This window comes from Corallococcus sp. NCSPR001 (genome assembly GCF_017309135.1).
Lineage (GTDB): Bacteria > Myxococcota > Myxococcia > Myxococcales > Myxococcaceae > Corallococcus.
Genome location: NZ_JAFIMS010000002.1, coordinates 8,200,333 through 8,226,209 on the forward strand (window position 1 = coordinate 8,200,333; position 25,877 = coordinate 8,226,209).

A 25,877-nucleotide genomic window follows, 5' to 3' on the forward strand; every position below is an offset into this window, starting at 1 on the left:
CCGGGGGAGCTCACCCGGGCCGGTACGCGCGCACCAGCTCCACCAGCCGGTCCATCTCCTCGTTCGTGTTGTAGAAGTGCGGCGACAGGCGGATGCGCCCGCGCCGGACGGAGTGGGACACCTTCTGTCCCGACAGGTACGCGCTGAGCGCATGGACGTTCGCGCCCGGCGGCAGGAAGGTGAGGATGCCCGCGCGGTCCTTCGGCGCGGGGCCCACGTCGCAGCCCAGGTCGCGCAGGCCCGAGTCCAGCCGGGCCAGCAGCTCCCCAATCCGCGCGCCGATGGCGTCCGTCCCCACCTCCAGGAGCAGCTCCAGCGCGGCGCCCATCGCGTAGATGCCGGGGTACGCGGCGCTGCCCTCCTCGAACTTCGCCGCGTCCGGGCGCAGCTCGAAGTGCGAGCGGTTGAAGTTCCACGCGTCGGTGGTGCTGCGCCAGCCCACCAGCGCGGGCCGCACGCGCGGCAGCACGTCCTTCGCCACGTACAGGAAGCCGATGCCGGAGATGCCCAGCATCCACTTGTGGCTGTCCGCGCTGAGGAAGTGCACGCGGCTCTTCTTCACGTCCACCGGGATGCAGCCCACGCTCTGGATGCCGTCCACGCACAGGAGCACGCCCGAGCGCTCGCACAGTGCGCCCAGCGCATCCAGGTCCGTGCGGTGGCCGGTGGCGAACTGCACCGACGACACCGCCACCAGCCGCGTGCGCGGGGTGAGCACGGACGCCACGGCCTCCGGCGTCACGCCCCCGTGCGGCGTGGGAATCTCGCGGACCTCCACGCCCCGGTGCTTCAAGTGCAGCCACGGGTAGACGTTGGAGGGGTACTCCAAGCTCGTGGCGACGGCGACCTCGTCCCCGGGTCGCCAGTCCAGCCCTTCGGCCACCAGCCCCAGGCCGTGGCTGGTGTTGCGCACGAAGGCCACTTCTTCCGGAGAGGCTCCGATGATGCGCGCGGCGAGCCCGCGCACCTTCTCGCTCTGCGCCTCCCAGCCGCGCTCGTGGAGGACGCCGTGATTCACCACGTCGTCCATCCAGGACTTCACCGCGGCGGCGGCGCGCGTGCTGGTGGGCGCGACCCCGGCGTGGTTGAGGTAGAGCTGTTCCTTCAGGACGGGGAACTCGGCGCGGTAGGACTCGAACGGGGAGCTCATGGGTGGCGAGTGTAGCCACCCCTCCACCGCTCACGGCACGCTCCGGAGCCCCCGTCGACTACAGGACGACCAGCAGGCCCAGCGACGCCGTGGGGTACACCGTGCGCAGGCCCAGGTTGTTGTTGCCCACCTGGAGCTCGCGCACGTCCGTGAAGGTGAAGCCCGGGCCGGCCCGCGCGGACAGGCCCACGCGCCCGGAGCCCGGCCGCCACATCACGCCCAGCGTCGGCTCCAGGAAGGCCGTCGTCGTGTAGTCCTTGCGGTCCGGCATCGCCGCGCCGTCCGGGCGCGCGACGAACTCCTCCAGGCCCAGCGTCATCCCCACGAACGGGCGCACCGTGCCGTCCGCCAGGAAGGCCAGCGTGTAGCGGCTGTCCACGCCCACGCCGAAGTTGAGCTTCACGTCGCTGCCACCCACGCCGCTGAAGCGCGCCTTCGCCCCCAGCGACCGGTTCCACCCGCCCGCGCGCCCCAGGATGCCGAACGCCAGCCGCGAGTCACGCGAAGGCGCGACCTCCGCCCGGATGCCGTACAGCGAGCCGTCCAGCGCGGGCGGCTGCAGCTCCAGCAGGAACGCCCCGCGCCGCTGCTGCTCCTGCCCCGTGGACGAGGACGCCATGTCCTGGGCCATCGCCGGCACCGACACCAACGCCGCACCCACCGCCACCGCCTTCACCCACTGCATCGACCGCTTGGACTCGACTCGCATGGCCCGTCTCCTTCGGTTTAGCCGGACGACTAACTTAGTCACACGACTAACTAAGACCGACAACGCGGGATGTCAAGGCGGCGAGCGGTCGCCGGCCTTGCGGGGGTGGGAGGCGGTGCCCTATGGGTCTGGGATGCCATCCCCCCGCCGTGGCAAGACGCCGCCTCCCCCCGCTGCTCCGGAGCCTGATGCCCGGGCGCGCCTCATCGCCGCCGGACAGCGCGTGTTGGGGGAGCGCGGCTACGACGCCGCGACGGTGAAGGAGGTGGCGCGCGAGGCCGGGGTGAACCAGGGCCTGGTGCACTACTACTTCGGCAGCAAGGACGCGCTGCTGCTGGCCGTCACGCAGGAGGCGAGCCGCCAGTACCTGTCGGAGCTGGAGCGGCTGCGCGCGCAGACGCCCGCGGAGGAGCTGGCCGAGACGGCCTTCGCCTGGGGCGAGAAGCTGGCCACGGACGCGCCGGGGACGTGCCGGTTGCGTTACGAGCTGTTCGCGCTGGGCCTGCGCAACCGGGAGCTGACGCCCGCCGTGGCGCAGCTGTTGGGCCAGGGCGACGAGGAGATCGCCCGCACCGTGGCGCACGTGCGCACGGGCCACGACTCGGCCCCCACCGCCGAGGACCTGCACTACGCGGTCATCATCAAGGCCTGCGTGGACGGGCTCGCGCTGCACCACCAGTTGGACAAGGGCTTCGACCCGCTGCCCGTATACGCGCTCTTGCGGCGGATCATCCTCGCGAGCATCGAGCAGCCCGCCCCGCCCCGCGCGCCCGCGCGCAAGCCGAAGGCCCAGGGCCGTCGCGGAGCGCGAACGTCACGCACTCGCAAGACGCCGGGCCCCCGCCGCCGCTGAAGGCAGCGGCCAGGCCAGCGCCAGCCCCAGAACAGACATTCAACATTCAGTGGCATCGCCAACCCGGCGGGGCGCAGGATGCCTCGCATGGACTTCCAGCCTTCCGCCAGGACAACCGAATACCTGGAGCGCGTGAAGCGCTTCATGGCTGACCACATCGAGCCGGTGGAGGCCGGGTACCTCCAGGCCCTGCACGCGATGGAGGCCGGCGGGGATTGGCGCCAGTGGAAGGTGCCGCCGGTGATGGGAGAGCTCAAGGCCCGCGCGAAGGCCGAAGGGCTGTGGAACCTGTTCCTCCCGGACGCGAAGCTGGGCGCGGGGCTGAGCACGCTGGAGTACGCGCCGCTCGCGGAAGCCATGGGCCGCAGCTTCATGGCGCCCGAGGTCTTCAATTGCAGCGCCCCGGACACCGGCAACATGGAGGTGCTCTGGCGCTACGGCTCCCCGGAGCAGCAGGAGCAGTGGTTGAAGCCGCTGCTCGCGGGCGACATCCGCTCGGTGTTCTGCATGACGGAGCCGGACGCCGCGTCGTCGGACGCCACCAACATGCAGGCCACCGCGGAGGTGGACGGCGACCACGTGGTCCTCAACGGCAAGAAGTGGTGGTCCAGCGGGCTGGGCCACCCCAACGCGAAGGTGGCCATCTTCATGGGCCGCACGTCGCAAGCGGGCGCGGACCGCCACCACCAGCACTCCATGGTGCTGGTGCCCATGGACGCGCCGGGCGTGGAGATCATCCGCATGCTGCCCGTGTACGGCGACCATGACGCCCCGCATGGCCACGGCGAGGTGCACTTCAAAAATGTGCGGCTGCCGGTGTCCGCGCTCATCTCCGGGCCGGGCATGGGCTTTGAAATCGCGCAGGGCCGCCTGGGCCCCGGCCGCATCCACCACTGCATGCGCTGCATTGGCGCGGCGGAGCGGGCGCTGGAGCTGATGATCGACCGGGGCATGGGCCGCACCGCGTTCGGCAAGCCGCTGATCAACCTGGGCGGCAACCGGGAGCGCGTGGCGGAGGCGCGCATCGCCATCGACCAGGCCCGCCTGCTCACGCTGTACGCGGCGTGGAAGCTGGACGACGTGGGCGCGCTGGGCGCGATGACGGAGATTTCGGCCATCAAGGTCGTGGCGCCCAACGTGCTCCAGAAGGTGGTGGACGACGCCATCCAGTTGCACGGTGGCGCGGGCGTGTCGCGCGACACGCCGCTCGCGGGCTTCTTCGCCCAGGCGCGCAGCCTGCGCATCGCGGACGGCCCGGATGAGGTCCACAAGGGCGTCATCACCCGCATCGAGCTCGCGAAGCGCGGCTTCAGCAAGGGAGGTTGAACATGACGGCTCCGGTCTCCATCCCCCTGGACGAGGGCAAGGCCGTGCGCTCCGGCGAGGCGCTGGACGTGCCCGCGGTGGACGCGTGGCTGAAGGCCCAGGTGCCCTCGCTCGTGGGCACGCCGGAGGTGACGCAGTACACGGGCGGCGCCTCCAACTGGACCTACCGGCTCAAGTACGAGAACCGCGACCTCATCCTGCGCAGGCCGCCCTCGGGCACCAAGGCGAAGTCCGCGCACGACATGTCGCGCGAGTACACGGTGCAGCAGGCGCTCAAGCCCGTGTACCCGGTGGTGCCCACCATGGTGGGGCTGTGCCAGGACCCGGCCGTGCTGGGCGCGGAGTTCTACGTGATGGACCGCATCCCCGGCCTCATCCCGCGCAAGCACCTGCCCAAGGGGCTGGACCTGGACAAGGCCCGCACGCGCCAGTTGTGCCTCAACGTGGTGGATCAGCTCATCGCGCTGCACGGCGTGGACGCGCAGGCGGTGGGGCTCCAGTCGCTGGGCAAGGGGCCGGGCTATCCGCAGCGTCAGATTTCCGGCTGGTCCGACCGCTACGAGAAGGCGCGCACCTGGAACGTGCCCCGCATGAAGCGCACGCGCGAGTGGCTGGCCGCGCACGTCCCGCCGGACATCAAGACGTGCGTCATCCACAACGACTGGCGCTTCGACAACGTGGTGCTCAAGCCGGAGGACCCCACGCAGGTCATCGGGGTGCTGGACTGGGAGATGGCCACACTGGGCGACCCGCTGATGGACCTGGGCAACACGCTGGCCTACTGGGTCCAGGCGGATGACGACGCCTTCCTGCGCATGACGCGCCGTCAGCCCACGGACCTGCCCGGGATGCTCACGCGCGAGGAGGTGGTCGCGTACTACCTGGAGCGCACCGGCCTGAAGCCCGACAACTGGACCTTCTACGAGGTCTACGGCGTGTTCCGGCTCGCGGTCATCGCGCAGCAGATCTACTACCGCTACCACCACAAGCAGACGCGCAACCCGGCGTTCAAGAACTACTGGCTCATCGTCAACTACCTGGCCTACCGCTGCCAGCGGCTCATCAAGAAGGCGGGCGGCTGATGGGCGCGCTCTACCTCATCCGCCATGGCCAGGCGTCCTTCGGCGCGAAGGACTACGACAAGCTGTCGGACGTGGGCGTGCAGCAGGCGCGCGTGCTGGGTGAAGCGCTGCGCGCGCGGCTGCCCAAGGTGGACGCGGTGGTGACGGGCACGATGCTGCGCCACCGAGAGACGGCGGACGCGTGCCTCCAGGCGCTGGGCCTTGAGCTTGCGCCCGTGCGGACGCCAGGGTTCAACGAGTTCGACCACGAGGAGGTCGTGCACCGGCACACGCCGCGCTACGCGGACTTCGCCGTGCTGCGCGAGGAGCTGGCCGCGACGAAGGACCCGCGCCGCGCGTACCAGGACCTGTTCACCCAGGCCGTGGGACGCTGGGTCGCGGGCGGACACGACAGCGAGTACCGGGAGTCCTGGAGCGCGTTCAAGGCGCGCTGCCTGGAGGCGCTGGCGACGCTCGTGGCGTCGCTGGGGCCCTCCAGGACGGCGCTGGTGTTCACTTCCGGCGGCCCCATCACGGCCATCAGCCAGGACCTCCTGGGCATCCCGGACGAGCACGCGTTCCGGACGAACTGGACGCTGGCGAACTGTGGAATCACGAAGGTCCTCTACAGCGAGCGGGGCAGGTATCTGTCCACCCTCAACGAGCACGGACACTTCGAGGGCGAACACCGCGCGCTCATCACCTACCGCTGAAGTGGGGGGCTCGCGTAGCGTGAGCCCATGACGCGGTGCCTGCTCAATATCGACCTGGGGGAGCTGCCCGGGGAGGACGAACAGCTCTACGCGCTCGCGCACCTGGCGAACATCGCCTGCGGAGGCCACGCGGGCGATGCGGCGTCCATGCGGCGGGCGCTGGAGCTGTGCGAGCACCACGGCACGCTGGCGGGCGCGCACCCGTCCTACGCGGACCGCGACAACTTCGGACGCAAGGCGCTGGACGTGGCGCCAGAGGTGCTGCGCGCGCAGGTGGCGGAGCAGTGCGGACAGCTGGCCGCGCTGGCCCGTGAGCGCGGCGTGCCGGTGCGGCATGCGAAGCCCCATGGAGCGCTGTACCACGCGGCCAACAAGTCCCCGGCGTTGGCGCGCGCGGTGGTGGACGGCGTGGTGGAGGCGCTGGGGACGGACGTCACGGTGGTGGGCCCTGGCGCTGGCGCATTGAGGGATGCGGCCCGGGTGGCGGGGCTCGGGTATGCGCGCGAGGGCTTCGCGGACCGGGGCACGCTGCCGGACGGGTCGTTGATTCCGCGCGGACAGCCCGGCGCGGTGCTGACGGACGTGGAACAGGCGAGAGAGAACACGGTGCGGCTGGCCACGGGAGGCACGGTGGACACGCTGTGCGTGCACGGCGACACGCCCGGCGCGGTGGTGCTGGCCCGCGAGGTGCGCGCGATGTTGGACGCACTGGAGCAGCCGCCGGAGCCCCTGGGCGACAGCGCGCTGAGGCTGGTGCTGCCGGAGTCGGTGGACCGGAGCCTGGCGCGCGAAGCCCTGAGCGCGTTGCCGGGCGTACGGGACGCGGTCATCACCGAGTCCCACGCCTGCGTGTACTTCGACCCGGAGACCCCGCCCGAATCCCCGGCGCTCGTGCTGACCCGGCTGCGCGTGGCACCGGCCACGCACGTGGAGCATCCGCTCATCCGGATCCGCGTGCGCTACGACGGCGAGGACCTCGCGAAGGTCGCCGAGCACGCGGGCCTATCGGTGGAAGAGGTGGTGCGGCGCCACACGGCGCGCGAGTACCGGGTGCGCTGCGTGGGCTTCCTGCCGGGCTTCGCGTACCTGGGGGACGTGGATCCGAGCATCGCGTGTCCCCGGCTGCCGGTGCCGCGCACGCGGGTGCCAGCGCTCGCGGTGGGCATCGCCGGGATGCGCACGGGCGTGTATCCGTTCGCGTCGCCGGGAGGCTGGAACCTCGTGGGCACCGCGCTGGACTTCACCGCCTTCGACCCCCAGCGCGGCACGGCGCTCCAGTTGGGAGCCCGCGTGCGCTTCGAACAGGTGCAGCCATGACAGCGTGGCTGGAGGTCACGGGCCTGGGCGCCCCCGCCACCGTGCAGGACGGTGGCCGGCCCGGCGTCATGCATCACGGCGTGCCACCCGGCGGCGCCTGGGTGCCGGAGCTGCTCGTCGCGGCGAACCGCGCGGTGGGCAATGCACCTGGCGCCGCGGCGCTGGAAGCCTTCGGCCGGATGGAGCTGCGCGCCCGGGGCCGCGACGTGCGCGTGTCCGTGGATGGCGAAGCCCTCTGCCTCCTCGCGGACGGCGCCACGCTCACCGTGCCCGCGCCCACCGGACATGCCGTGCGCTACGTGGCCGTGGATGGCGCGCTCGCCGTGCCTGAAGTCCTTGGCGGCCAGGGCACGCTTTGGGTGGCCCGCCTGGGTGGCTGGGAAGGCCGCCCCCTGCGCACCGGCGACCGGCTCCCGCTGGGGCCCCCCGGCACCGTCCCCTCCCCAGCCGACCTGACACGGCTCACGGAGGCCCTGGACCCCGCCGCCCCGCTGCGCGTGCTCCTGGGCCCGGACGCGTCCTCCTTCAGCGACGCGGCCGTGGCGCTGCTCTTGGGCAGCACCTTCACTGTGTCGCCCTCCAGCGACCGCGTGGGCCAGCGGCTGGACGGACCTCCCGTGCCCCACGGCGACGAGGGCGGGGGCACCTGCCGTCCCATGGTGCGCGGCGCCATCCAGGTCACCCTCTCCGGCACGCCCATCGTGATGGGCCCGGACCACCCCACCACCGGGGGCTACCCCCTCATCGCCGCCGTCATCCGCGCGGACTGGGGCCGCCTGGGGGCCCGCCGTCCTGGCGCCCCGGTGCGCTTCCAGGCCGTGACCCTGGAGGTCGCTCGCGACGCCTGGAGGAACCACCCTGCCCGGCCGGACAGGGCAACTTCGGCCCCGTCCGGGCCGATACTGGGGGCATGACTCCTCCGAAGATTGGCCCGCGCCCCACCGCCACGCCCCGCACGCCGGAGCCGGCCCTCCCGCCGCGCCCCCGCAACGAGGCGAAGCCCGGCGCCAACACGGGCACCTCCCTCTTCGAGTCGTCCCAGGCCCGGAAGGCCCCGGTGGCCCTGTCCACCCCCGCCGCGGCCCCCCAGCAGGGCGGCCCGCGCCCCACGCCGGGCAGCTACCCCACCGCCGCGGACGTGGCGAACATCGCCGCGATGCAGGACCCCGTCGCGCGCAACCTAGCCATCACCCAGGGCTACCACGACCTGTCCGACGCCATGGGCACCCTCCTGGGCAAGGAGAACGCCAACTGGTCCACCTTCGCCACCTGGGCCTCGAAGCAGGCCGGCGTGAGCATCCGCCAGGAGGACATGCCCAAGGCCTTCGTGGACGTCCTCAAGGGCGGCGGCGTCGTGGGCGAGGCCATGTCCAAGGTGGACGACCTCCTGCGCAAGCTGGGCCTGCCCGCCATGCCCACCGGCGACATCGCCAAGGCCGGCGCGGACGCGCTCAACAACGTCAGCAAGGCCATTGGCGACGGCAACCAGTTCGTCTTCCGCGAGGTGGGCCACGAGTTCGCCCGCTTCGTGGACACCTTCCAGGGTGACACCCAGTTGGACCCGGCGAAGCTCCAGCAGTACCTGGACGGCTTCCCCCAGGACAAGCCGCTGCTCAAGGAGGCCTTCGGCACCTACGCGCAGGCCATGTTCGAGAAGGACCCGAACAAGAAGGCCGAGATGATGCTCCGGGCCAACGACACCGTGGGCCTGCACGAGCAGACCCAGCTCCAGGGCTTCGTGGAGAAGGCGCTCAACGCCCCGGTGAAGGAGGTCTTCGCCAACATCCTCAAGCAGAGCATCGAGGCGGGCGCCAACGCGCTGCCCTTCCCCGCCAACCTCGCCGCCAAGGCCGCCATCAAGACGGGCGCGGTGGACCTCGTCGTCAACCCGCTGGTGGACAAGCTCGCCGGCGTGTTCCGGGGCATCGCCACCGAGCACATGATGAAGCTCGCGGTGCCCGGCGGCGCGCTGAAGCTGGGCAACGACCTGCCGCCCCCCGCCGGCATGGAGTCCACGCTCTTCCCGCCGCACCTGCGCACCGTCGAGGATCCGATGCTGAAGGCGCTGCTGAGCCGGCTGGACAAGACGCCCGACAGCCTCACCGGCACCGCCGCGAAGGACTGGAGCAAGCTGGACCAGCGGATGAACTACATCGTGGACCTCTTCCGCTCGCGCCAGTCGGATCCGCACCTCTTCGACCAGCCCTTCGGCAAGGAGGCCCACTATCCCGTGGCGCCCTCCAAGCCGCGCCCGGCCGCACCCGCGGTGTCGTAGGCCCCGCTCCCACCCATGGGGGAATGTCCGCCGCCGTTGAATTCGCGGCGGCGGGCCGCGTCCATCAAGACATCCGACGCACTTGATGGAGCCCCCCATGTCGAAGTGGCTGCTGGCAACGATGGCGCTGTCCCTCCCGGTCCTGGCTCACGCGGGCGGTCCCCGCGGCAACAACCACGAGCAGGCCCGTGACCGTCAGGAGCTGCGGCAGGACGCGCGCGAGACCCGGGATGATCACTACGACCTGCGGCAGGTGGAGTCGCTGCTCTCCCGGTACGACTCCGCCCGGGGCCGCGCGGCGCGCCGCGACCTGCTCCAGGTGGAAGAGGACGTTCGCCGCTACGTGGCCTCCGAACTGAACGAGACCCGCCGCGAGCTGTCCCAGGACAAGCAGGAGGCGCGCTCCAGCGCCCGCGAGGTGCGCAACGACGGCTACCGCTACGACGACCGCAAGGACCACCGCGACGACGTGCGCGACGCCCGCCAGGAGTCCCGCGCCCTGCAGAAGACGCGCTCCATCTCCCAGGAGCTCAACAACCTCTACGGCCGGATGGACAGCGGCAGCCTCTCGCGCAAGCGCATGCTCATCGCCGACCTGGTCCAGCTGGCCCGCACCGAGACGGCGCAGAACCGCCAGGAGACGCGCGAGGACCGCCGCGAGGTCCGCGAGGACAGCCGCTGGCACTGAGCCAGCGTCACGCGTCCTCGGCGGCGGTGAAGCCCTCCAGCCGCTCGATGCCCAGCTTCTTCATCCGGCTCTGCAGCGTGGACGGCTTGAGCCCCAGCAGCGCCGCCGCGCCGCCTTCACCGTAGACGCGGCCCCGGGTGAGCGTGAGCACCCGCAGGATGTGCTCACGCTGCACCGCCGCCAGCGTGGGCACCTTCGCCCCCGCGGGCAGCGGCGCCGGGGTCTCCTCCGCCGGTACCGTGCCCGGCACCTCCCGCGCGCGCTCGCCGGTCGGCAAGTCGAAGGACTGCGCCGTCAGCTCCTGGCCGCGCGTGAGGATGGTGGCGCGCTCCAGCGCGTTCGCCAGCTCGCGCAGGTTGCCCGGCCAGTCGTAGGACGCCAGCCGCACGAGCCCTGACGCCGACACCCGCATGCCCCGCCGGCCCGTGCGCTTCGCCTGCTCCTCCAGGAGGAACACGGTGAGCTGCGGCAGGTCCTCGCGCCGCTCGCGCAGGGGCGGCAGCCGCAAGGGGAAGACGCTCAGCCGGTAGAAGAGGTCCTCGCGGAAGCGCTTCTGCGCGATGGCCTGGTGCAGGTCCACGTGCGTCGCCGCGAGGATGCGCACGTCCGCCCGCACCGTCTTGTCGCTGCCCACCGGCTCGAAGGCCTTCTCCTGGAGCGCGCGCAACAACTTCGCCTGCAGCTCCACCGGCAACTCGCCAATCTCATCCAGGAGCAGCGTGCCCCCGTGCGCCATCTGGAAGCGGCCCGCCCGGTCGCGGTTCGCGCCGGTGAAGGCCCCCTTCACGTGGCCGAACAGCTCGCTCTCCAGGAGGCCCGCCGGAATGGCCGCGCAGTTGAGCGACACGAAGGGCTGGTCCGCCCGCGCGCTCCAGCGGTGGATGGCCCGCGCCAGCCGCTCCTTGCCCGTGCCCGTCTCTCCCGTAATCAGCACCGGCGTGTCCGTCTCCGCCACCTGCCGCGCGCGGCGGGACAGGTCGCGCATCACCGGGCTCAGGGACGTCTCCAGGATGCCTTCGGAGTCCCCGCCCAGCTGCGACTCCAGGAGCTTCGCGTGCTCGTGGTCCTGGCGGTGCAGCCGCTCCGCCGTCGCGCGCTGCTCGGCGCCCTGGAGCGCAGTGGCCAGCATCTGGCCGTAGACCTCCACCAGGTCCACCACCGGCTGCGCGTACGTCTCACACTGCGCGCGGTCCAGCGTCAGCACGCCGTAGCAGCGCTCCCCCGCGCACAGCGGCACCACCATGCACGAGTGCCCCGCCGGCAGGTCCAACACCCCGTCGAACGGGTCCCCGTCCCCGTGCGAGTGGTCCTCCTCCGTGAAGGCCCGCGCGCGCCGCGTCTCCAGCGCCTGCTTCAGGGACGGGAAGTCCGCCAGTTTCAGGGAGTGCTTGCGCACGGCCTGGTTCGCGAGCGGGCCGCGCGCCGCCACCGCCTCCAGCCGCCCCTCCTTGAGGAGGAACAGCGTGGCCAGGTCGAAGGGCACCACGCGGGACACCCAGTCCAATCCCCGACGGAGCAGCTCCCCCACCCCCTCTTCGGTGGTTGCCAGCTCAACCAGCTCCCGAGCATCCTGCGTCACTTCCGGGTGGCGCCCCATCAGTTCATCCGGCATGTGTTACCGATAATAGCGGCCCACCGAAATTGCAGTGGCGAAAGCCACCGGGATTTCGTTAGACACCGACCCGGCGTCACCGCCCCGCCGGTGCAAGCCACAGAGGGAGCTGCAACCCTCTGGAATCACAGCAGTTGAAGCATTGGCACGGTGGCTGCTTTACCCCGTAGCAACCCACAACCTCTGGGGTGGACCACGGTGGCCCGCCCCCATCCCCAAGGAGTCGAATCCCATGCTGACCGTTGGCGACAAGCTTCCGAACTTCAAGCTGAAGGGCACCGTGAGCCTGGAGAAGAACAAGGAGTTCCAGGACATCTCCAACGACACGTACAAAGGCAAGTGGACGGTCCTGTTCGCGTGGCCGAAGGACTTCACGTTCATCTGCCCGACGGAGATCGCGGAGTTCGGCAAGCACAACAAGGACTTCCAGGACCGTGACGCGCAGGTGCTGGGTCTGTCCACCGACAGCGAGTTCGTGCACCACGCGTGGCGCACGCACCACCCGGACCTGAAGAACCTGCCCTTCCCCATGCTGGCGGACATCAAGCGCGAGCTGTCCAGCGCGCTGGGCATCCTGCACAAGGAGGAGGGCGTGGCCCTGCGCGCCACGTTCATCGCGGACCCCGAGGGCATCATCCGCCACGTGTCCGTGAACGACCTGTCCGTGGGCCGCAACGTCAAGGAGACCGTCCGCACCCTGGACGCGCTCCAGACCGACGAGCTGTGCCCGTGCAACTGGCAGAAGGGTGAGGAGACCCTCACCTCCAAGCTGCAGAAGGCGGGGTAAGAATCCATGGCTTCGCTCGAAGTCGTCCGCAGTGAGCTCGCGGACGCCCACAAGGACACCCGCCTCAACCTCTCCGCGGTCCTGGAGGGGGGCAGCCTCACCCCCGAGCAGCGCTGGGGGACGGCCGTGGCATGCGCCTTCGCCGCCCGGAACGAGCGGCTGAAGGAGGCCATGCTCAACGAGGCGAAGCAGGCACTGGGCGACAAGGCCACGCCGGTCATCGAGGATGCCCGCGCGGCGGCCTCGCTGATGGCGATGAACAACGTCTTCTACCGATTCCGTCACATGGTCGGGAAGGAGTCGTACGCGACCAAGCGGGCCGGGCTGCGGATGAACCGGCTGGCCCAGGTGCTGACCAACAAGGTGGACTTCGAGCTGGTCTGCCTCGCGGTCAGCGCCATCAACGGCTGCGAGATGTGCATCCAGTCGCATGAGAAGGTCGTGCTGGAAGGCGGCCTGAGCGAGGAGCACGTGCACGATGCGGTCCGCATCGCGAGCGTCATCCACGCGGCGGCGGTTGGGCTGGAGTCCTAGTCCCCTCGTCGTTATCTCTGAGCTGTGATTGCGCCCTCCGGTGGATGACACCGGGGGGCGCTGTCTTTTCCTCTCACCTGAAAGGAACGTGTTCGTCATGGCCCTCTACAAGAGCCCGAGTCCCCTCTCCGAGCAGGCCCGCACCGCCATCGCCGCCACCCTCAACGAGCGGCTCGCGGACGGGTTGGACCTGCACTCGCAGATCAAGGTCGCCCACTGGAACATCAAGGGCCCGCAGTTCGCCGCGCTGCACCCGCTGTTCGAGACCTTCGCGGTGAGCCTGGCCAACCACAACGACTCCATCGCGGAGCGCGCGGTGACGCTGGGCGGGCGCGCGTACGGCACCAGCCGCCACGTGGGCAAGAACAGCCGCCTGCCGGAGTACCCGCAGGAGACCTCGCGCGACCTGGAGCACGTGAAGCTGCTGGCCGAGCGCATCGAGGTGTACCTCAACGGCCTGCGGGAGAGCCGCACGACGGTGGAGGGCCACAAGGACACGGACACGGTGGACCTCTTCACCGGCATCATCACCGAGTTCGAGAAGCACGCCTGGTTCCTCCGGGCCTCGCTCGAAGGCTAGGGGCTGCACCGCGGCAGGGGGCGCGCTAGCGTAGGGAGCGTGAGCGACAGCGTCCCCCTGCATGCGTTTCGCACCGTGCCCCGCACGGGCGTCATCTTCGTCACCGCCGAGGCCACGCGCCGCGGCTACCGTCCCGGCGACCCGGAGTGGTGCAACCTGGGCCAGGGTCAGCCGGAGACGGGCGACCTGCCCGGCGCCCCGTCGCGCGTGCACTCGGTGACGGTGGACATGGCGGACCAGGAGTACGCGCCCGTGGCGGGCCTCTGGGAGGTGCGGGAGGCCATCGCGGCGCTCTACAACCGGCTCTACCGCAAGGGGATGCCCTCCCAGTACAGCGCGGAGAACGTGTGCCTGTCCGGCGGTGGCCGCGCGGCCCTCACCCGCGCCGCGGCCAGCCTGGGCCAGGTGAACCTGGGCCACTTCCTGCCGGACTACACCGCGTACGAGGAGCTGCTGGACGTCTTCAAGGCGTTCACCGCCATCCCCATCCTGCTGGAGGGCGAGCGAGGCTACGCCTTCACGCACGACGACCTGCGCCGGGAGATTCAAGGCCGCGGGCTGTCCGCGCTGCTCTTCTCCAACCCGTGCAACCCCACCGGCAAGCTGGTGCAGGGCGAGGAGCTGGCGCGGTGGGTGGGCGTGGCGCGCGAGCTGGAGTGCTCGCTGCTCATCGACGAGTTCTATTCGCACTACATCTGGACGGGCCGCCCCGGCGTGCTGCCGGTGGAGAGCGCCGCCAGGTACGTGGAGGACGTGAACCGCGACCCGGTCATCCTCTTCGACGGGCTCACCAAGAACTGGCGCTACCCGGGCTGGCGCATGACGTGGACGGTGGGGCCCAAGCAGGTCATCGACACGGTCTCCAGCGCGGGCAGCTTCCTGGACGGCGGCGGCAGCCGGCCCCTGCAGCGCGCGGCGATTCCACTGCTCCAGGAGGACACGGTGGTGGCGGAGACGCGCGCCATCCACCACACCTTCCGGGAGAAGCGGGACCGGTTCCACTCGCGGCTGGAGCGGCTGGGCATCCGCACGGACCGCGCGCCGGACGGGACGTTCTACGTCTGGGGCAACCTGTCCGGGCTGCCCGCGCCGCTCAACGACGGCATGGCCTTCTTCCGCGCCGCGCTGGAGCACCAGGTCATCACCGTGCCCGGTGAGTTCTTCGACGTGAACCCCGGCAAGCGCCGCGCGCGGGCGTCACGCTTCCGCAACTACGTGCGCCTGTCCTTCGGCCCGTCGTGGGAGACGCTGGACAAGGCGCTCCAGCGGCTGGAGGCGCTCGTGCTCCAGCACACGCCCGCCCCCTGAGGAATCACGGGGTGGGCGACGTCTGGAACTCCGCGGTGGCCATCACGTGCACCTTCTTGCGGTGGGACACGGGGAAGCCCAGCGAGGCCGTGCGCGCCTGCTTCAAGCCGTAGCTGCCGGAGGGGGCCATGGGCATCACGTCCTCGCTCCCGCCGCCGTAGCCCCCGCCCCTCGCGCCGAGGGCCTGTGACTCCCAGGTGCGCTCGGAGAAGCGGTGCAGCCCGGCCAGCGTCACGCCCAGCCCGGCCGCCACGCGGCGCGCCTTCTTCACCGACTCCCGGGCCAGCGCCTCCAGCCAGTCCTGCCGGGCCTCCGGCTCGTGCGTGTAGCCCCAGCGCAGTTGGCGCAGCGTCGCCTGCTTCAGGCCGGACAGCGCGGCGAGCACGTCCCCCACCCGGGCCATGTCCATCAGGCGGATGCGCACCGTGTAGAGCGCGGACGAGGAGCGCGTGAGCAGCCCCTCCTGGGTCTCCGCCTGCACCGACTGGAGGGTGAAGCCCGTGGAGGGCACGCCCAGGTCCTCCATGAGGCGCACCAGCGCGGCCACCTCCTTCGCGTTCGCGAAGGCCGCGTTGCCGGTGAAGAACGAGGACGCCTTCACCTCCACCACCGCGTCCACGTGGTCCGCCTCCAGTTCGTGCTCGGCGGACAGCTCCACGACGATGATCCCCGACTCGGTTGCGGCTCGCTCCGGCATGCGGCTCCCTGGGACTGACTGGAACGGCGAGTATAGGCGCACGACTCAGGCCAGGGGGCATGCCTATGCTCCGGCCACGACCATGCGACGCATCCCGTCCCGGCTGTGGCTGTTGTGCGCGCTGTACTTCGTGCAGGGGCTGCCCTTCGGCTTCCAGGTGACGGCGCTGCCCGTCTACCTGCGCACGCGCGGCGTGTCGCTGGCCGCGCTGGGGTTCGCGGGCGCGCTGTCGCTGCCGTGGATGCTCAAGGCGCTGTGGGCGCCGCTGGTGGACCGCTACGGCTCCGCGCGCGTGGGGCGCAGGCGCTCGTGGATATTGCCCATGCAGGCGGGCCTGGCGCTCGCGTGCGCGGGGGCGGCCTTCGCGGCGGGGCGGGACTCGCTGCCCTTGCTGCTGGGCCTCATCTTCGTGATGAACCTCTTCGCCGCGACGCAGGACATCGCGGTGGACGGCTTCGCGGTGGACCTCTTGCGTCCGGAGGAGCTGGGCCTGGGCAACACCGCGCAGGTGGTGGGCTACAAGCTGGGCATGCTCACCGGCGGCGGGCTGCTGGTGTGGGCCAGCGCGAGCATCGGCTGGTCCGGGCTGTTCCTCGTCATGTCGGCGCTGTGCCTGACCGTCTTCACCCTCATCCTCTTCGTGCGCGAGCCGCCCCCACGCGAGCCCGAGGGCCACGAGTCACCGAAGCTGGACTGGCCCGCGCTCTGGGCCCGCATCCGGTCCGCGCTCACCGTGCCGGGCACCGGGTGGCTCCTGCTCTTCATCGGCACGTACAAGCTGGGCGAGACGATGTCCGACGTCCTCTACAAGCCCTTCCTCGTGGACGCGGGCTACACGCCCGCGCGCATCGGCCTGTGGGTGGGCACGTGGGGCACCGCGGCGTCGCTGCTGGGCTCCACGTGCGGGGGGCTCCTCGCCGCGCGCCTGCCGCTCTTGCGCGCGGTGGCCCTCACCGGAACGCTGCGTTTGTTGCCGCTCCTGGGGCGGTGGCTGCTCACGCAGGCCGGCGTCAGCGACGCGGGCGTGCTGGGCGTCACGCTCACCGAGGAGTTCTTCGGCGGCGCGCTCACCACCGTGATGTTCGCGTTCATGATGTCGCGCACGGACCGGAGAATCGGCGCCACGCACTACACGCTGCTGGCCAGCGTGGAGGTCGCGGGCAAGGCCCCTGCCGGGCCCCTGGCGGGACTGCTCGCGGATCCGAAGTACGGAAACCTGGGCTACGGGAACATGTTCCTGCTGGGCGTCGCGCTGTCCGCCGCGTTCCTCGCGCTGCTCGCGCCCCTGCGCCGCAACGCACCCACGCCCGCGGCGCCGCAGCCCGCATCGTGAAAGTTTCCAGCCTCGCGACACGCTCTTTCACGGGCGTGTCACGGGGCGCGCGTGTCCTGGGAACCGAATTCGGGCCGTGTCAGGGGAGCGTGGTACTCGCCAGCGCGCTGCTCGCGGTACTCCCCCTTGAATGAAGAGGTTCTCCATGAAGACCCTGTCGATGAAGTCGCTGGTGGGCGCCCTGATGCTGTTCTCCGCTCCGGCGTTCGCTGACTCCACCACCAGCATCCCCGCCTTCGAGGCGGCCATCACCGCCGCGAAGCTGCCCAGCAGCCCCGGCGGCGCGACCATCCAGCGCTCTGAGATCCGCACCGCGCTGGATGCGTTCCTCAACGACATCGGCCTGGGTGTGGACAGCACCGAGCGCGCCTACCTCACCACCCGCCTCAACGACACGCCCTTCCAGCAGTCCATGACGGGCACCGCTGCGAAGTACTTCGCGGACTTCTACGAGCTGAACGACGCGACCTTCACGGGCTACCCGCTGAACCTCTACCCCGTGACCCAGACGCCCGCGGTGCTGTTCGGCGCCACCGGCTCGTTCTCCTCCGCGCGCATCTCCGAGGGCTACATCCCCAACGGCCAGGGCGTCGCCAACCAGCAGACGCTGGGCGAGGCGTTCAGCAACGCCTTCGGTCCGCAGGCCAGCGATTTCGAGCCCATCACCGTGAAGGAGCTCATCGCGCAGCTCAGCGCGTACAGCTACAACGTGGACGAGGTGGAGGGCGCGGTGGCCTACATCACGCAGATTTCGCGCAACAGCAACCGGCTCTACCGGACGGGCTGGAGCTGCCGCGGCTGCGGCGCGCCGGGCTACACGCAGGGCTTCGCCATCGCCGCGGTGAGCACGGACCGCCGCTTCGTGCGGATGATCTCCATTACGACGTACGCGGACTGACGTGACGCACCGCCGCAAGCGCGCCGGGAGGACACCGGGGCGCTTGCGGTTCCCGCCGCCTCCGTTCATTGATGCGCGTCACACGCACCGGGTGGGCGGAAGCCCGCTTCCGGCCCGGGCATCACGCAGCAACCGAGAGGGAGCACCATGGCGGAGATGAAGACGTATACCGGCGGTTGCCACTGTGGACAGGTCCGCTACGAGGCGACCACGGACCTGGCGCAGGTGGTGAGCTGCAACTGTTCCATCTGCCACAAGCTTGGCGCGGTGCTGACGTTCGTCCCGCCGGAGCAGTTCAAGTCCCTCTCCGGCGCGGACGTGGTGAAGACCTACCAGTTCAACAAGAAGGTCATCAACCACCTGCACTGCCCCACCTGCGGCGTGCAGTCCTACTCCACCGGCAAGGGTCCCGACGGCAAGGCGATGTACGCCGTCAACCTGCGCTGCGTGGACGGCGTGGACCTGTCCACCCTCAACCCGTTCCCCTACAACGGCCGGGACGCGTAAGGGTCCGCGCGCCTCAAGCCCGACGGACGCGCCAGATCAGGCCCCCTGCGAGGAGGGCCGCCGCGGAAGGGCCGGCCCACGGCAGGGACCTCCGGAGCCGGTGCTCCCAGACGTCCACCCGGTCCGCCAACAGCAGCAGCATCCAGTGGCCGGGCTTGTGGTCCGGCTTCGCGTAGGCCGCCTTTCGCAAGAGGCCGCTCAGCCCCTTCGGAGGCTGGGCGGTACCGAACACCGGCGGCATCTCCTTGCGGCCGGCGTGCTTGAACACCGGCACCTCCGCGTGCTGGAGCGCGATGGGCACGCGCGCCCCCGCCAGCGGCTTCGGCGCCGTCTCCATGGGGACGCCCGGGCGGTTGGCCGGGTCCTGATCCACGGCCAGCGGCGCCTTCGCCTTTGCCTTCGCGTGGCCGTTCTTCGCGCGGCTCGTTCTCCGCGGCGTCTTCTGGGGCATGTCGTGCCTCCTGTGATGGCGAGTGGTGGGGTTCACGCGTGGCCGTGCGGCATGAGCACGCACTTCACGCACCCGTCCCGCTTCTGCGCGAACAGGTGGTAGGCGTCCGGCGCCTGCTCCAGCGGGAAGCGGTGGGTGATGATGCCCTTCGCGTCGATGCGGCCCTTCTGGATGTGCTCCAAGAGGTGCGGCATGTACCGGCGCGTGTTCGCCTGGTTCATGCGCAGGGTGAGCCCCTTGTTCATCGCGGTGCCGATGGGCACGAAGTTCCACGGCGGCCCGTACACGCCGATGATGGAGACGTTGCCGCCCTTGCGCACGGTGTTGATGCACCACTCGATGACGGTGGGCGCGCCGGCCTCCAGCTTCAGCCCCAGACCCAGCACGCGGTGCGCGCGCGAGCCTTCGGCCTCCATGCCCACCGCGTCGATGCAGACGTCCGGGCCGCGGCCCTCGAACATCTCCTTCAGGTGCAGGACGATGTCGCCCACCTCCTTGAAGTTCACCGTCTCCACGTTGGCGAACTTGCGCGCGAACTCCAGGCGGTACGGCACGTGGTCCACCGCCACCACGCGGCCCGCGCCCATCAGCCACGCGGACTTCATCGCGAAGAGGCCCACCGGGCCCGCGCCGAAGACGACCACCGTCTCCCCGCCCTTGATTTCGCCCATCTCCGCGGCCTGGTAGCCGGTGGGCAGGATGTCGGAGAGGAAGAGGACGGACTCGTCATCCATGTCGTCCGGAATCTTCATGGGCCCCACGTCCGCGAAGGGCACGCGCACGTACTCCGCCTGCCCGCCGTCGAAGCCGCCCGTGGTGTGCGAGTAGCCGTAGACTCCGGAGGCCACGTCGCTGCCGGGGTTGCTGTTCTCGCAGTTCCCGGTGAGGCCGCGCTGGCAGTAGAAGCAGGTGCCGCAGGAGATGTTGAAGGGCACCACCACGCGGTCGCCCTTCTTCAGCTGCGACACCTCCTGGCCCACCTCCTCCACCACGCCGGTGAACTCGTGGCCGAAGGTGCAGCCCACGCGCGTGTCCGGCACCAGGCCGTGCAAGAGGTGCAGGTCCGAACCGCAGATGGCGGCGCGGGTGACCTTGAGGACCACGTCCTGCGGATGCTCGATGCGGGGGTCGGGCTTCTGCTCCACCTGGACGCGGTAGGGGCCCTGGTACGTGAGTGCGCGCATGCGGGGTGATTCCTCCGTCCCTTACGGGTGAGGACGCCCGCGCGCCAAGGCAAGGGACGGTGCGCTCCCGGCCCTCGCTCGGCTAGCTGTCCTCCGGCGGGGCGAAGGTGCCCACGGGCTTGTCCGCCGCCCGCCACAGGTACCAGCTCACCACGCTGCGATAGGGCCGCCAGCGCTCGCCATACGCGAGCAGCGCCTTGGGCTTGGGCTGTTCCTTCAGGTTGTGCAGCACCATGAAGCCCTTGCGCACGCCGTAGTCGTCCACGGGGAGGATGTCCGGCCGGCCCAGGCGGAAGATGAGCAGCATCTCCACGGTCCACTGGCCAATGCCGCGCACCTGCGTGAGGTGCTCGATGAGGTCCGCGTCGGACATGCGGCGCACGCGCGCGAGCGGCGGCACCGTGCCGTCCACCGTCTTGCGCGCCAGGTCCTGGATGGCCAGCAGCTTGTTCGCGGACAGCCCGGCCTCGCGCAGCGTGGCGTCCGGCAGCGCGAGCAGCTTCTGGGGCGTGAAGCCCTTGCCCTGCCCCACCCGCTCGCAGACGCGGCCGAAGATGGTCGCCGCCGCGCGGCCGTGGAGCTGCTGGTAGACGATGGAGTGCGCCAGCGCTTCGAACGGGCTGTGCAGCGGGGACCGCTCGAAGCGGAACGGCCCTATCTTCTTGAAGAGCGTGCCCAGCGTGGGGTCCGCGCGCACGAGGGCGCGGCGCGCGGCGGGCGTGAAGGCGTCCGGCAGCAACACGGGGGCGGAAACAGGAGCGCGCGGCATGGACCGCATGCTGCCCGGCCCCACGCCACGCGCAACCCCTGTCTTGCGTTCGGACGCGGCGCGCTAGACGGGCGCGGCGTGCTCCGTCTCCTCGGGCACGTCGTTGCGCGGCTCACCCTCCATCAGGGAGTCGTATTCCTCCTCCAGCTGGATGCCCAGGTCGTCGAGCTGATCCTTGCTGAGGATCTTCCGCGCCTCCTTGAAGAGGTCCTTCTCCTCCTCCTCGACGTGGTGCTCCACCTGCTCCTGGAGGACCTTCATCTTCGCGTCGAACTCCTCATCCGACGGATCCATGTCCAGGAGGTCCGCGATGAGGCGCTTGACGGACAGGTGCTCCTCCACGGCCTCGCGCAGGTCGTCCTCCGTCTCGTCCTTCTTCATCGCCGGATAGAAGTACAGCTCTTCAATCTTGGCGTGCGCGCCCAGCCGGTCGGCGATCTGCTCGAACAGCTCCTGGCGCTCCTCGTCCGCGTGGTCCGCCAGCTTCTCGTACTTCTTGAACAGCTTGGAGACCTCTTCATGCTGCTGCTTGAGCAACTCCAGCGCGTTCATTTCCGTGCCCCCAATCAATGAAGTGGATGTGCAGATAGATGGGGGTGGGCCTGCCCGAAGGGAAGCCCACCCACACACACTTCTCACTTCACCGGCAGCTTGCGGGACGGCAGATCCTTCACCGCGGGGCCGTTGAGCACGCGTCCGGTGGGGCTGAAGCGGCCGCCGTGACAGGGGCAGTCCCAGGAGCGCTCCGCGTTGTTCCAGTGCACGTGGCAGCCCAGGTGCGTGCACACCGGGGACACGGCGTGCGGCGTGCCGTCCTCCTCGCGGTACACGGCCACCTTGCGGCCCTCCACCTCCAGGATCTTCCCCTCGCCCGGCGCCACGTCCGCCAGGTGGTGTCCATCCGGCTTGGACAGCCGGTCCGCGACGAAGCGGAAGGCCACCTCCGCGTTCTCCTGGATGAAGTCCTTGGCGCCGGCCTTGGGCTTCACGCGGCCCGCGTCGTACAGCGCGGCGTAGGGGTTCTCATTGCCGAGGATGAGGTCCGACACCACCATGCCCGCGAGCGTGCCGAACGTCATGCCCGTGCCGGAGAAGCCCGTGGCCACGTACACGTGGCGGCTGCCCACGTTGCGGCCGATATAGGGCAGGCCGTCCGCGGGCTCGATGACCTGACCGGACCAGCGGTGGGTGATGCGCTTCACGGGGAAGCGGTCGCGCGTGTACGCCTCCAGCGCGGTGAAGCAGGAGGTGGTGTCCTCTTCACTGCCGACCTTGTGGTCCTCGCCGCCCACGATGACGTAGGGCACCCCATCCACCTGCTGCGTGCGGATGTAGTGATAGGGGTCGCGGCTGTCGTAGTACTGGCCCGGCTCCAGCGGCCCGTCCAGCGGCGCCGCCACCGCGTAGGTGCGGTACGGGTAGAGCTTGGTGTGCATGGCCACGCGGTTGAGCGGCGTGGTGGTGGCCTCCACCACCGCCTTCGCCGTCACGGTGCCCCTCTCCGTGACGACGCGGCAGGGCGCGCCGTCGTGGATGTCCACGACCTTGGTGTTCTCGAAGAGGTGACAGCCGTCACCCGGGATGCGGTCCGCGAGCGCGAGCAGGTACTGGCGCGGGTGGAACACCGCCTGGTCCTCCACGCGCAGCGCGCCCTTCACCGGGAAGGGCAGCGGCACCTCCTTGGTGAAGGTCGCGAGCAGGCCCACTTGTTTCGCCGCGGACACCTCGTGCAGGAGCTCGCGCAGCTCGGCGTCCGTCTCCGCGTAGCGGTAGCCGGGCACGCGGGTGAAGCCGCAGTCGATGGCGAGCGTCTCCACCAGGGACGCGATCTGTTCAATGGCGGCCCGACTGGACGACGCGGCCAGGTGCGCGCCCTTCTCACCGAAGTCCTTCAGGAGCGTGGCGTAGGGCGTGTCCAGGAGCTCCGTGAGGTGAGCGGTCGTCTGGCCCGTCTGGCCGGACAGGACGCGGTGCATCTCCAGCACGGCCACCCTCTTCCCGGCGCGCTTGAGCAGCCAGGCAGCCGTCAGACCCGCGATGCCCCCGCCGATGATGGCCACGTCCACGTCCAGGTCGCCCGGCAGGGAGGGGAAGTCGCGGGGAGGCGTCGTCACCGTCCACAGGGATTTGTGCTGGCGCTCGTCGTTCATGACGAAAGGCTAGGAATGCGCTCCCCCGGGCATAAGCCACGCCTGCCGAGCCCCGCCCGGCCGGCTGCCCAGCGTCGGGTGTACGCGACCCAACAGAGCTTCGCCCCGGGTGTTGGTCAGTCAGGGGCCGGGCGTGGACGGGGCTGGGGTGTGACGGCGCCAGCGCGTTAGAACGGCCCTTGGACCCGAAGGTCCGCGCCGGGCGGACTGGAAGGAGCATGCGCGAAAATGCCAGTGGAACGCGTGGCCGGTGGGGCCAGCCTGGTGGACGTGCTGGACCGCCTGCTGGACAGGGGGTTGCGCTTCGAGGCGCCGGCCCTGGACGTCCTGGGCCGCCCCTCTTCTTTGGGGGGCCAAACGCGCATCGTGGTGGCATTCTCGGAGGTCCGCACCGCAGACTCGCCGGAACGCGGCGGTTCCCCGCGTCCCTCTTCACCCGGAGCGTAAGGTCGTGGCGTCCCCAGCCCCGCTGCCCCCCGCCGAAACCGATCCCGGGGCGCGCCTCGTGCTCGCCGAGCACCTGCTCGCCTGCGAGTCCGCCGTCGCCTGTGCGCGAGCGGTCGTGGAGTGGCTCGCGCGCAGACATGGCGCGCCCACCGCCTGCATCGGTCCGGGGGATGGCGCGGTTGGCTCCGTGTGCCTGGCCAGTGAGGAGCTGACGGGAGCGCAGCAGGCCGCGCTGGCCCGGGCATGGGACGCGCCGGGGTCACCGCTCGCGGGCTCCCGGAACCGTCCCGGGGCGCGGTGGCTGGCGGCGGACGCGGTGGAGGGCGCGGCGCTGCCGGGCGGGTTCCTCGCGGTGCCGCTGGGCCGCGCCGGAGCGTCCGCGGCAGCGCTCCTGGTGGTGGGGCTGCCCGGCCCGGCCGTGCCAGAGGACGTGGCGTGGGTGGCGTCGTGCGCGGGGCCGGCCCTGGCCCGGCAGCTGGCCTCGGATGCGCGGGCGCCGCGCCGTCTGGAGCCGGACCGGCTCTTGCGCCGGGTCATCAACGCGGTGTCGGACCCGGTGCTGCTCACGGACACAGAGGGCACGCTGCTCTTCGCCAACGCCCGCGCGGAAGGCTTGCTGGTGGCGGGCCCGGACGCGAGCCCCGGACGCACGCGCGCCGTGGAGCTCAACCAGCGCCTGTTCCGGGAGACGCTCGCGCAGGGCGGCACGTCCATGCACCGGCGCGAGGTGTCGCTGGTGGACCCGCTGGAGGGCATGGACCTGCTCTTCGAGCTGGCCACCACGCCGGTGCTGGCGCCGGACGGACCGTCCGTGGTGGTGAGCGTGCTGCGCAACCTGACGGACCTGGGCCGCGCCACACAGGCGCTGGGAGAGAGCTACCGGCAGCTGCGCGCCACGGAGCGCGAGGCCCGGAGCGAGCGCCACCGCCTGGACCGGGTGCTGGACTCGGTGGCGGACCCCATCATCCTGACCGACCCCACGGGCGGCATGGTGATGATGAACGACCCGGCCGAGCGCCTCTTCGCGTGGCCCCAGGAGCAGGGCGCGGCGGGCGAGGCCACCCTGCGCCGGGTGCGCGCCAACGACGCCCTCTTCGCGTCCTTCCTGGCGAACCTGTTGGGGCCGGTGAACGCGGGCGTGTCGCGCTGGAAGAGCCAGCTGACGCTGGACGACCCGGCCACCGGCGCGCCCGTGCCCATGGAGGCCATGGCCAACAAGGTGCTGGGCGACGGGGGCGAACTGACGGGCATCGTCACCGTGTTCCACGACCGCACGGAGGTGCTGGAGCGGGCGCGGCTCCTGGAGCGCGTGAAGGAGGTCTCCAGCGAGCTGGAGGCGCGCGTGCAGTCCGCCACCGCGGAGCTGGCGGAGCAGAACGAGAAGCTGCGCCGGCAGGCCATCCAGCTGGAGCAGGCGAGCGCGGCCAAATCGCAGTTCCTGGCCAACATGTCTCATGAGTTCCGCACGCCGCTCAACGCCATCCTCGGCTACACGAACATGCTCTTGCAGGGCGTGTCCGGGGAGATGACGCCGCCGCAGCGCAGGAACCTCACGCGCATCGACTCCAACGGGCGGCACCTGTTGGAGGTCATCAACGAGATATTGGACATCACCCGCATCGAGGCGGGGCGGATGCCGCTGCACCTGTCGGACTTCGGCATCCCGGAGCTGCTCCAGGAGGTGATGGCGGAGATGGACCCCATCATCGCGCGCAGCAAGCTGACGGTGGACACGCACCTGGATGAAGGGATCCCCGGGGTGTGGAGCGACCGACAGAAGGTGAAACAGATCGTCCTCAACCTGTTGTCCAACGCGCTGAAGTTCACGCACGAGGGCGGCGTGCACGTGGCGGCGGAGTATCAAAACGCGACGGGCACCGTGGCCATCTCGGTCAAGGACACAGGCATCGGAATCGACGTGTCGAACCAGGAGAAGATCTTCGAGGACTTCCAGCAGGTGGACAGCTCGCCCACGCGTGCCTATGGGGGAACGGGCCTGGGCCTGTCCATCTGCCGTCGCCTGGCGGCGATGCTGGGGGGACGCGTCTCCCTCCAGAGCGCGCCGGGCCAGGGTTCGACCTTCACCCTGCACTTTCCAAGACGTGCGAGACGGACATGACGAACACCCCGGAAAAGACGAAGCCGCTCGTGCTGGTGGTGGACGACTATCAGGACGCCCGGGAGATGTACGCGGAGTACCTGGAGTTCTCCGGCTTCCGCGTGGCGGAGGCGAAGAACGGCCAGGAGGCGTTGGACAAGGCCTTCGAGCTGTCGCCGGACGTCATCCTGATGGACCTGTCACTGCCGGTGATGGACGGCTGGGAGGCGACGCGCCGGCTGAAGGGTGACGCGCGCACGAAGAGCATCCCGGTGGTGGCGCTCACGGGGCATGCGCTGAAGGGCCACTCGGAGGACGCGAACGAGGCCGGGTGTGACGCGTACGTCACCAAGCCGTGCCTGCCGGACGCGCTGGTGGACCAGGTGAAGAAGATGATTGCCCGGCGCGAGGCGGCATCCACGCGCTGAGA

The 25,877-nt window shown here is 70.5% G+C and carries 26 protein-coding genes; 17 read left to right on the forward strand and 9 right to left on the reverse strand.

Annotated elements, in window-relative coordinates; all coding sequences use genetic code 11:
- Positions 1–10: 10 nt before the first annotated feature.
- Both JYJ93_RS34900 and JYJ93_RS34905 read right to left on the reverse strand, forming a co-directional pair.
- Entirely contained in the window at positions 11–1,150 is a 1,140-nt protein-coding gene (locus tag JYJ93_RS34900) for an aminotransferase class V-fold PLP-dependent enzyme (RefSeq protein WP_206798835.1), read from the reverse strand.
- A 58-nt stretch (positions 1,151–1,208) separates the two neighbouring features.
- Complete coding sequence (locus JYJ93_RS34905; protein ID WP_206798836.1) at positions 1,209–1,859, reverse strand: hypothetical protein; 651 nt, start codon at positions 1,857–1,859, stop codon at positions 1,209–1,211.
- 133 nt (positions 1,860–1,992) lie between these two features.
- On the opposite strand from JYJ93_RS34905, the gene JYJ93_RS34910 reads away from it, so the two are divergent.
- From JYJ93_RS34910 to JYJ93_RS34945, 8 genes are all read left to right on the forward strand, one after another.
- Positions 1,993–2,712, forward strand: a complete 720-nt coding sequence (locus JYJ93_RS34910) for a TetR/AcrR family transcriptional regulator (RefSeq protein WP_242544043.1) — start codon at positions 1,993–1,995, stop codon at positions 2,710–2,712.
- 87 nt (positions 2,713–2,799) lie between these two features.
- On the forward strand, positions 2,800–4,038 hold the full coding sequence (locus tag JYJ93_RS34915) for an acyl-CoA dehydrogenase family protein (protein ID WP_206798838.1): 1,239 nt from the start codon (positions 2,800–2,802) through the stop codon (positions 4,036–4,038).
- 2 nt (positions 4,039–4,040) lie between these two features.
- Complete coding sequence (locus JYJ93_RS34920) at positions 4,041–5,120, forward strand: phosphotransferase family protein (protein WP_206798839.1); 1,080 nt, start codon at positions 4,041–4,043, stop codon at positions 5,118–5,120.
- Positions 5,120–5,812, forward strand: a complete 693-nt coding sequence (locus JYJ93_RS34925; protein ID WP_206798840.1) for a histidine phosphatase family protein — start codon at positions 5,120–5,122, stop codon at positions 5,810–5,812. The genes JYJ93_RS34920 and JYJ93_RS34925 overlap by 1 nt, the downstream gene beginning before the upstream one ends.
- 27 nt (positions 5,813–5,839) lie before the next feature.
- Positions 5,840–7,129 carry a LamB/YcsF family protein gene (locus tag JYJ93_RS34930; protein WP_206798841.1) on the forward strand — a complete coding sequence of 430 codons (1,290 nt, stop codon included), beginning with the start codon at positions 5,840–5,842 and terminating at the stop codon, positions 7,127–7,129.
- Positions 7,126–8,043, forward strand: coding sequence for a biotin-dependent carboxyltransferase family protein (locus JYJ93_RS34935; RefSeq protein WP_206798842.1), 918 nt, complete (start codon positions 7,126–7,128; stop codon positions 8,041–8,043). The genes JYJ93_RS34930 and JYJ93_RS34935 overlap by 4 nt, the downstream gene beginning before the upstream one ends.
- On the forward strand, positions 8,040–9,404 hold the full coding sequence (locus tag JYJ93_RS34940) for a hypothetical protein (RefSeq protein ID WP_206798843.1): 1,365 nt from the start codon (positions 8,040–8,042) through the stop codon (positions 9,402–9,404). Before JYJ93_RS34935 ends, JYJ93_RS34940 begins: the two co-directional genes overlap by 4 nt.
- A 97-nt stretch (positions 9,405–9,501) precedes the next feature.
- Entirely contained in the window at positions 9,502–10,092 is a 591-nt protein-coding gene (locus tag JYJ93_RS34945; protein ID WP_206798844.1) for a hypothetical protein, read from the forward strand.
- Positions 10,093–10,099: 7 nt separating this feature from the next.
- On the opposite strand, the gene JYJ93_RS34950 is transcribed toward JYJ93_RS34945, so the two are convergent.
- Positions 10,100–11,704, reverse strand: a complete 1,605-nt coding sequence (locus JYJ93_RS34950; RefSeq protein ID WP_242544044.1) for a sigma 54-interacting transcriptional regulator — start codon at positions 11,702–11,704, stop codon at positions 10,100–10,102.
- A gap of 232 nt (positions 11,705–11,936) precedes the next feature.
- Between JYJ93_RS34950 and JYJ93_RS34955 the strand changes: the two genes are divergently transcribed.
- From JYJ93_RS34955 to JYJ93_RS34970, 4 genes are all read left to right on the forward strand, one after another.
- A complete protein-coding gene (locus JYJ93_RS34955) occupies positions 11,937–12,491 on the forward strand; it encodes a peroxiredoxin (RefSeq protein ID WP_014394422.1) in 555 nt (184 codons plus the stop codon).
- 6 nt (positions 12,492–12,497) lie between these two features.
- Positions 12,498–13,025, forward strand: coding sequence for a carboxymuconolactone decarboxylase family protein (locus tag JYJ93_RS34960; RefSeq protein WP_120605839.1), 528 nt, complete (start codon positions 12,498–12,500; stop codon positions 13,023–13,025).
- 97 nt (positions 13,026–13,122) lie between these two features.
- On the forward strand, positions 13,123–13,605 hold the full coding sequence (gene dps / locus JYJ93_RS34965) for a DNA starvation/stationary phase protection protein Dps (protein WP_206798845.1): 483 nt from the start codon (positions 13,123–13,125) through the stop codon (positions 13,603–13,605).
- A gap of 39 nt (positions 13,606–13,644) precedes the next feature.
- Positions 13,645–14,913, forward strand: a complete 1,269-nt coding sequence (locus JYJ93_RS34970) for a pyridoxal phosphate-dependent aminotransferase (RefSeq protein ID WP_206798846.1) — start codon at positions 13,645–13,647, stop codon at positions 14,911–14,913.
- 4 nt (positions 14,914–14,917) lie between these two features.
- Here JYJ93_RS34970 and JYJ93_RS34975 read toward each other — a convergent pair whose 3' ends face one another.
- On the reverse strand, positions 14,918–15,610 hold the full coding sequence (locus JYJ93_RS34975; protein ID WP_206798847.1) for an SIMPL domain-containing protein: 693 nt from the start codon (positions 15,608–15,610) through the stop codon (positions 14,918–14,920).
- Between the two features lie 82 nt (positions 15,611–15,692).
- On the opposite strand from JYJ93_RS34975, the gene JYJ93_RS34980 reads away from it, so the two are divergent.
- The 3 genes from JYJ93_RS34980 (at position 15,693) to JYJ93_RS34990 (ending at position 18,348) form a co-directional block, all read left to right on the forward strand.
- Positions 15,693–16,943 (forward strand): MFS transporter, encoded by a 1,251-nt coding sequence (locus tag JYJ93_RS34980; RefSeq protein ID WP_206798848.1) that lies wholly within the window; start codon positions 15,693–15,695, stop codon positions 16,941–16,943.
- Positions 16,944–17,088: 145 nt separating this feature from the next.
- Positions 17,089–17,841, forward strand: coding sequence for a hypothetical protein (locus tag JYJ93_RS34985; protein WP_206798849.1), 753 nt, complete (start codon positions 17,089–17,091; stop codon positions 17,839–17,841).
- 147 nt (positions 17,842–17,988) lie between these two features.
- Positions 17,989–18,348 (forward strand): GFA family protein, encoded by a 360-nt coding sequence (locus tag JYJ93_RS34990; RefSeq protein WP_206798850.1) that lies wholly within the window; start codon positions 17,989–17,991, stop codon positions 18,346–18,348.
- A 13-nt stretch (positions 18,349–18,361) separates the two neighbouring features.
- On the opposite strand, the gene JYJ93_RS34995 is transcribed toward JYJ93_RS34990, so the two are convergent.
- The 5 genes from JYJ93_RS34995 to JYJ93_RS35015 all read right to left on the reverse strand — a co-directional run bounded on the left by JYJ93_RS34995 (position 18,362) and on the right by JYJ93_RS35015 (position 22,902).
- Positions 18,362–18,799 (reverse strand): hypothetical protein, encoded by a 438-nt coding sequence (locus JYJ93_RS34995; RefSeq protein WP_206798851.1) that lies wholly within the window; start codon positions 18,797–18,799, stop codon positions 18,362–18,364.
- 32 nt (positions 18,800–18,831) lie between these two features.
- Positions 18,832–19,983: a zinc-dependent alcohol dehydrogenase gene (locus tag JYJ93_RS35000; RefSeq protein WP_206798852.1), complete on the reverse strand. Its 1,152-nt coding sequence runs from the start codon at positions 19,981–19,983 to the stop codon at positions 18,832–18,834.
- Between the two features lie 82 nt (positions 19,984–20,065).
- The gene (locus JYJ93_RS35005) at positions 20,066–20,761 is read right to left on the reverse strand and encodes a DNA-3-methyladenine glycosylase (protein WP_206798853.1); all 696 of its coding nucleotides are present in this window, start codon (positions 20,759–20,761) and stop codon (positions 20,066–20,068) included.
- Positions 20,762–20,815: 54 nt separating this feature from the next.
- Positions 20,816–21,304 (reverse strand): hemerythrin domain-containing protein, encoded by a 489-nt coding sequence (locus tag JYJ93_RS35010; RefSeq protein WP_206798854.1) that lies wholly within the window; start codon positions 21,302–21,304, stop codon positions 20,816–20,818.
- Between the two features lie 83 nt (positions 21,305–21,387).
- Positions 21,388–22,902, reverse strand: coding sequence for an FAD-dependent oxidoreductase (locus JYJ93_RS35015; RefSeq protein ID WP_206798855.1), 1,515 nt, complete (start codon positions 22,900–22,902; stop codon positions 21,388–21,390).
- Between the two features lie 451 nt (positions 22,903–23,353).
- Here JYJ93_RS35015 and JYJ93_RS35020 point away from each other — a divergent pair, with 451 nt between their 5' ends.
- Both JYJ93_RS35020 and JYJ93_RS35025 read left to right on the forward strand, forming a co-directional pair.
- Positions 23,354–25,468 (forward strand): ATP-binding protein, encoded by a 2,115-nt coding sequence (locus JYJ93_RS35020; RefSeq protein WP_206798856.1) that lies wholly within the window; start codon positions 23,354–23,356, stop codon positions 25,466–25,468.
- Positions 25,465–25,875 carry a response regulator gene (locus JYJ93_RS35025; RefSeq protein ID WP_206798857.1) on the forward strand — a complete coding sequence of 137 codons (411 nt, stop codon included), beginning with the start codon at positions 25,465–25,467 and terminating at the stop codon, positions 25,873–25,875. The genes JYJ93_RS35020 and JYJ93_RS35025 overlap by 4 nt, the downstream gene beginning before the upstream one ends.
- The last annotated feature ends 2 nt before the right edge of the window (positions 25,876–25,877 follow it).

Bases quoted from the DNA above. Each gene is read 5' to 3' on its own strand.
- JYJ93_RS35000 (WP_206798852.1), bottom strand. From the start codon at position 19,983: ATGCGCGCACTCACGTACCAGGGCCCCTACCGCGTCCAGGTGGAGCAG.
- JYJ93_RS34935 (WP_206798842.1), top strand. From the start codon at position 7,126: ATGACAGCGTGGCTGGAGGTCACGGGCCTGGGCGCCCCCGCCACCGTG.
- JYJ93_RS34955 (WP_014394422.1), top strand. From the start codon at position 11,937: ATGCTGACCGTTGGCGACAAGCTTCCGAACTTCAAGCTGAAGGGCACC.
- JYJ93_RS35010 (WP_206798854.1), bottom strand. From the start codon at position 21,304: ATGAACGCGCTGGAGTTGCTCAAGCAGCAGCATGAAGAGGTCTCCAAG.
- JYJ93_RS34980 (WP_206798848.1), top strand. From the start codon at position 15,693: ATGCGACGCATCCCGTCCCGGCTGTGGCTGTTGTGCGCGCTGTACTTC.
- JYJ93_RS34950 (WP_242544044.1), bottom strand. From the start codon at position 11,704: ATGCCGGATGAACTGATGGGGCGCCACCCGGAAGTGACGCAGGATGCT.
- JYJ93_RS35015 (WP_206798855.1), bottom strand. From the start codon at position 22,902: ATGAACGACGAGCGCCAGCACAAATCCCTGTGGACGGTGACGACGCCT.
- JYJ93_RS34900 (WP_206798835.1), bottom strand. From the start codon at position 1,150: ATGAGCTCCCCGTTCGAGTCCTACCGCGCCGAGTTCCCCGTCCTGAAG.
- JYJ93_RS34915 (WP_206798838.1), top strand. From the start codon at position 2,800: ATGGACTTCCAGCCTTCCGCCAGGACAACCGAATACCTGGAGCGCGTG.
- JYJ93_RS34905 (WP_206798836.1), bottom strand. From the start codon at position 1,859: ATGCGAGTCGAGTCCAAGCGGTCGATGCAGTGGGTGAAGGCGGTGGCG.
- JYJ93_RS34940 (WP_206798843.1), top strand. From the start codon at position 8,040: ATGACTCCTCCGAAGATTGGCCCGCGCCCCACCGCCACGCCCCGCACG.
- JYJ93_RS35005 (WP_206798853.1), bottom strand. From the start codon at position 20,761: ATGCGGTCCATGCCGCGCGCTCCTGTTTCCGCCCCCGTGTTGCTGCCG.
- JYJ93_RS34945 (WP_206798844.1), top strand. From the start codon at position 9,502: ATGTCGAAGTGGCTGCTGGCAACGATGGCGCTGTCCCTCCCGGTCCTG.
- JYJ93_RS34960 (WP_120605839.1), top strand. From the start codon at position 12,498: ATGGCTTCGCTCGAAGTCGTCCGCAGTGAGCTCGCGGACGCCCACAAG.
- JYJ93_RS34920 (WP_206798839.1), top strand. From the start codon at position 4,041: ATGACGGCTCCGGTCTCCATCCCCCTGGACGAGGGCAAGGCCGTGCGC.
- JYJ93_RS34925 (WP_206798840.1), top strand. From the start codon at position 5,120: ATGGGCGCGCTCTACCTCATCCGCCATGGCCAGGCGTCCTTCGGCGCG.
- JYJ93_RS34985 (WP_206798849.1), top strand. From the start codon at position 17,089: ATGAAGACCCTGTCGATGAAGTCGCTGGTGGGCGCCCTGATGCTGTTC.
- dps (WP_206798845.1), top strand. From the start codon at position 13,123: ATGGCCCTCTACAAGAGCCCGAGTCCCCTCTCCGAGCAGGCCCGCACC.
- JYJ93_RS35025 (WP_206798857.1), top strand. From the start codon at position 25,465: ATGACGAACACCCCGGAAAAGACGAAGCCGCTCGTGCTGGTGGTGGAC.
- JYJ93_RS34995 (WP_206798851.1), bottom strand. From the start codon at position 18,799: ATGCCCCAGAAGACGCCGCGGAGAACGAGCCGCGCGAAGAACGGCCAC.
- JYJ93_RS34930 (WP_206798841.1), top strand. From the start codon at position 5,840: ATGACGCGGTGCCTGCTCAATATCGACCTGGGGGAGCTGCCCGGGGAG.
- JYJ93_RS34990 (WP_206798850.1), top strand. From the start codon at position 17,989: ATGGCGGAGATGAAGACGTATACCGGCGGTTGCCACTGTGGACAGGTC.
- JYJ93_RS34910 (WP_242544043.1), top strand. From the start codon at position 1,993: ATGCCATCCCCCCGCCGTGGCAAGACGCCGCCTCCCCCCGCTGCTCCG.
- JYJ93_RS34975 (WP_206798847.1), bottom strand. From the start codon at position 15,610: ATGCCGGAGCGAGCCGCAACCGAGTCGGGGATCATCGTCGTGGAGCTG.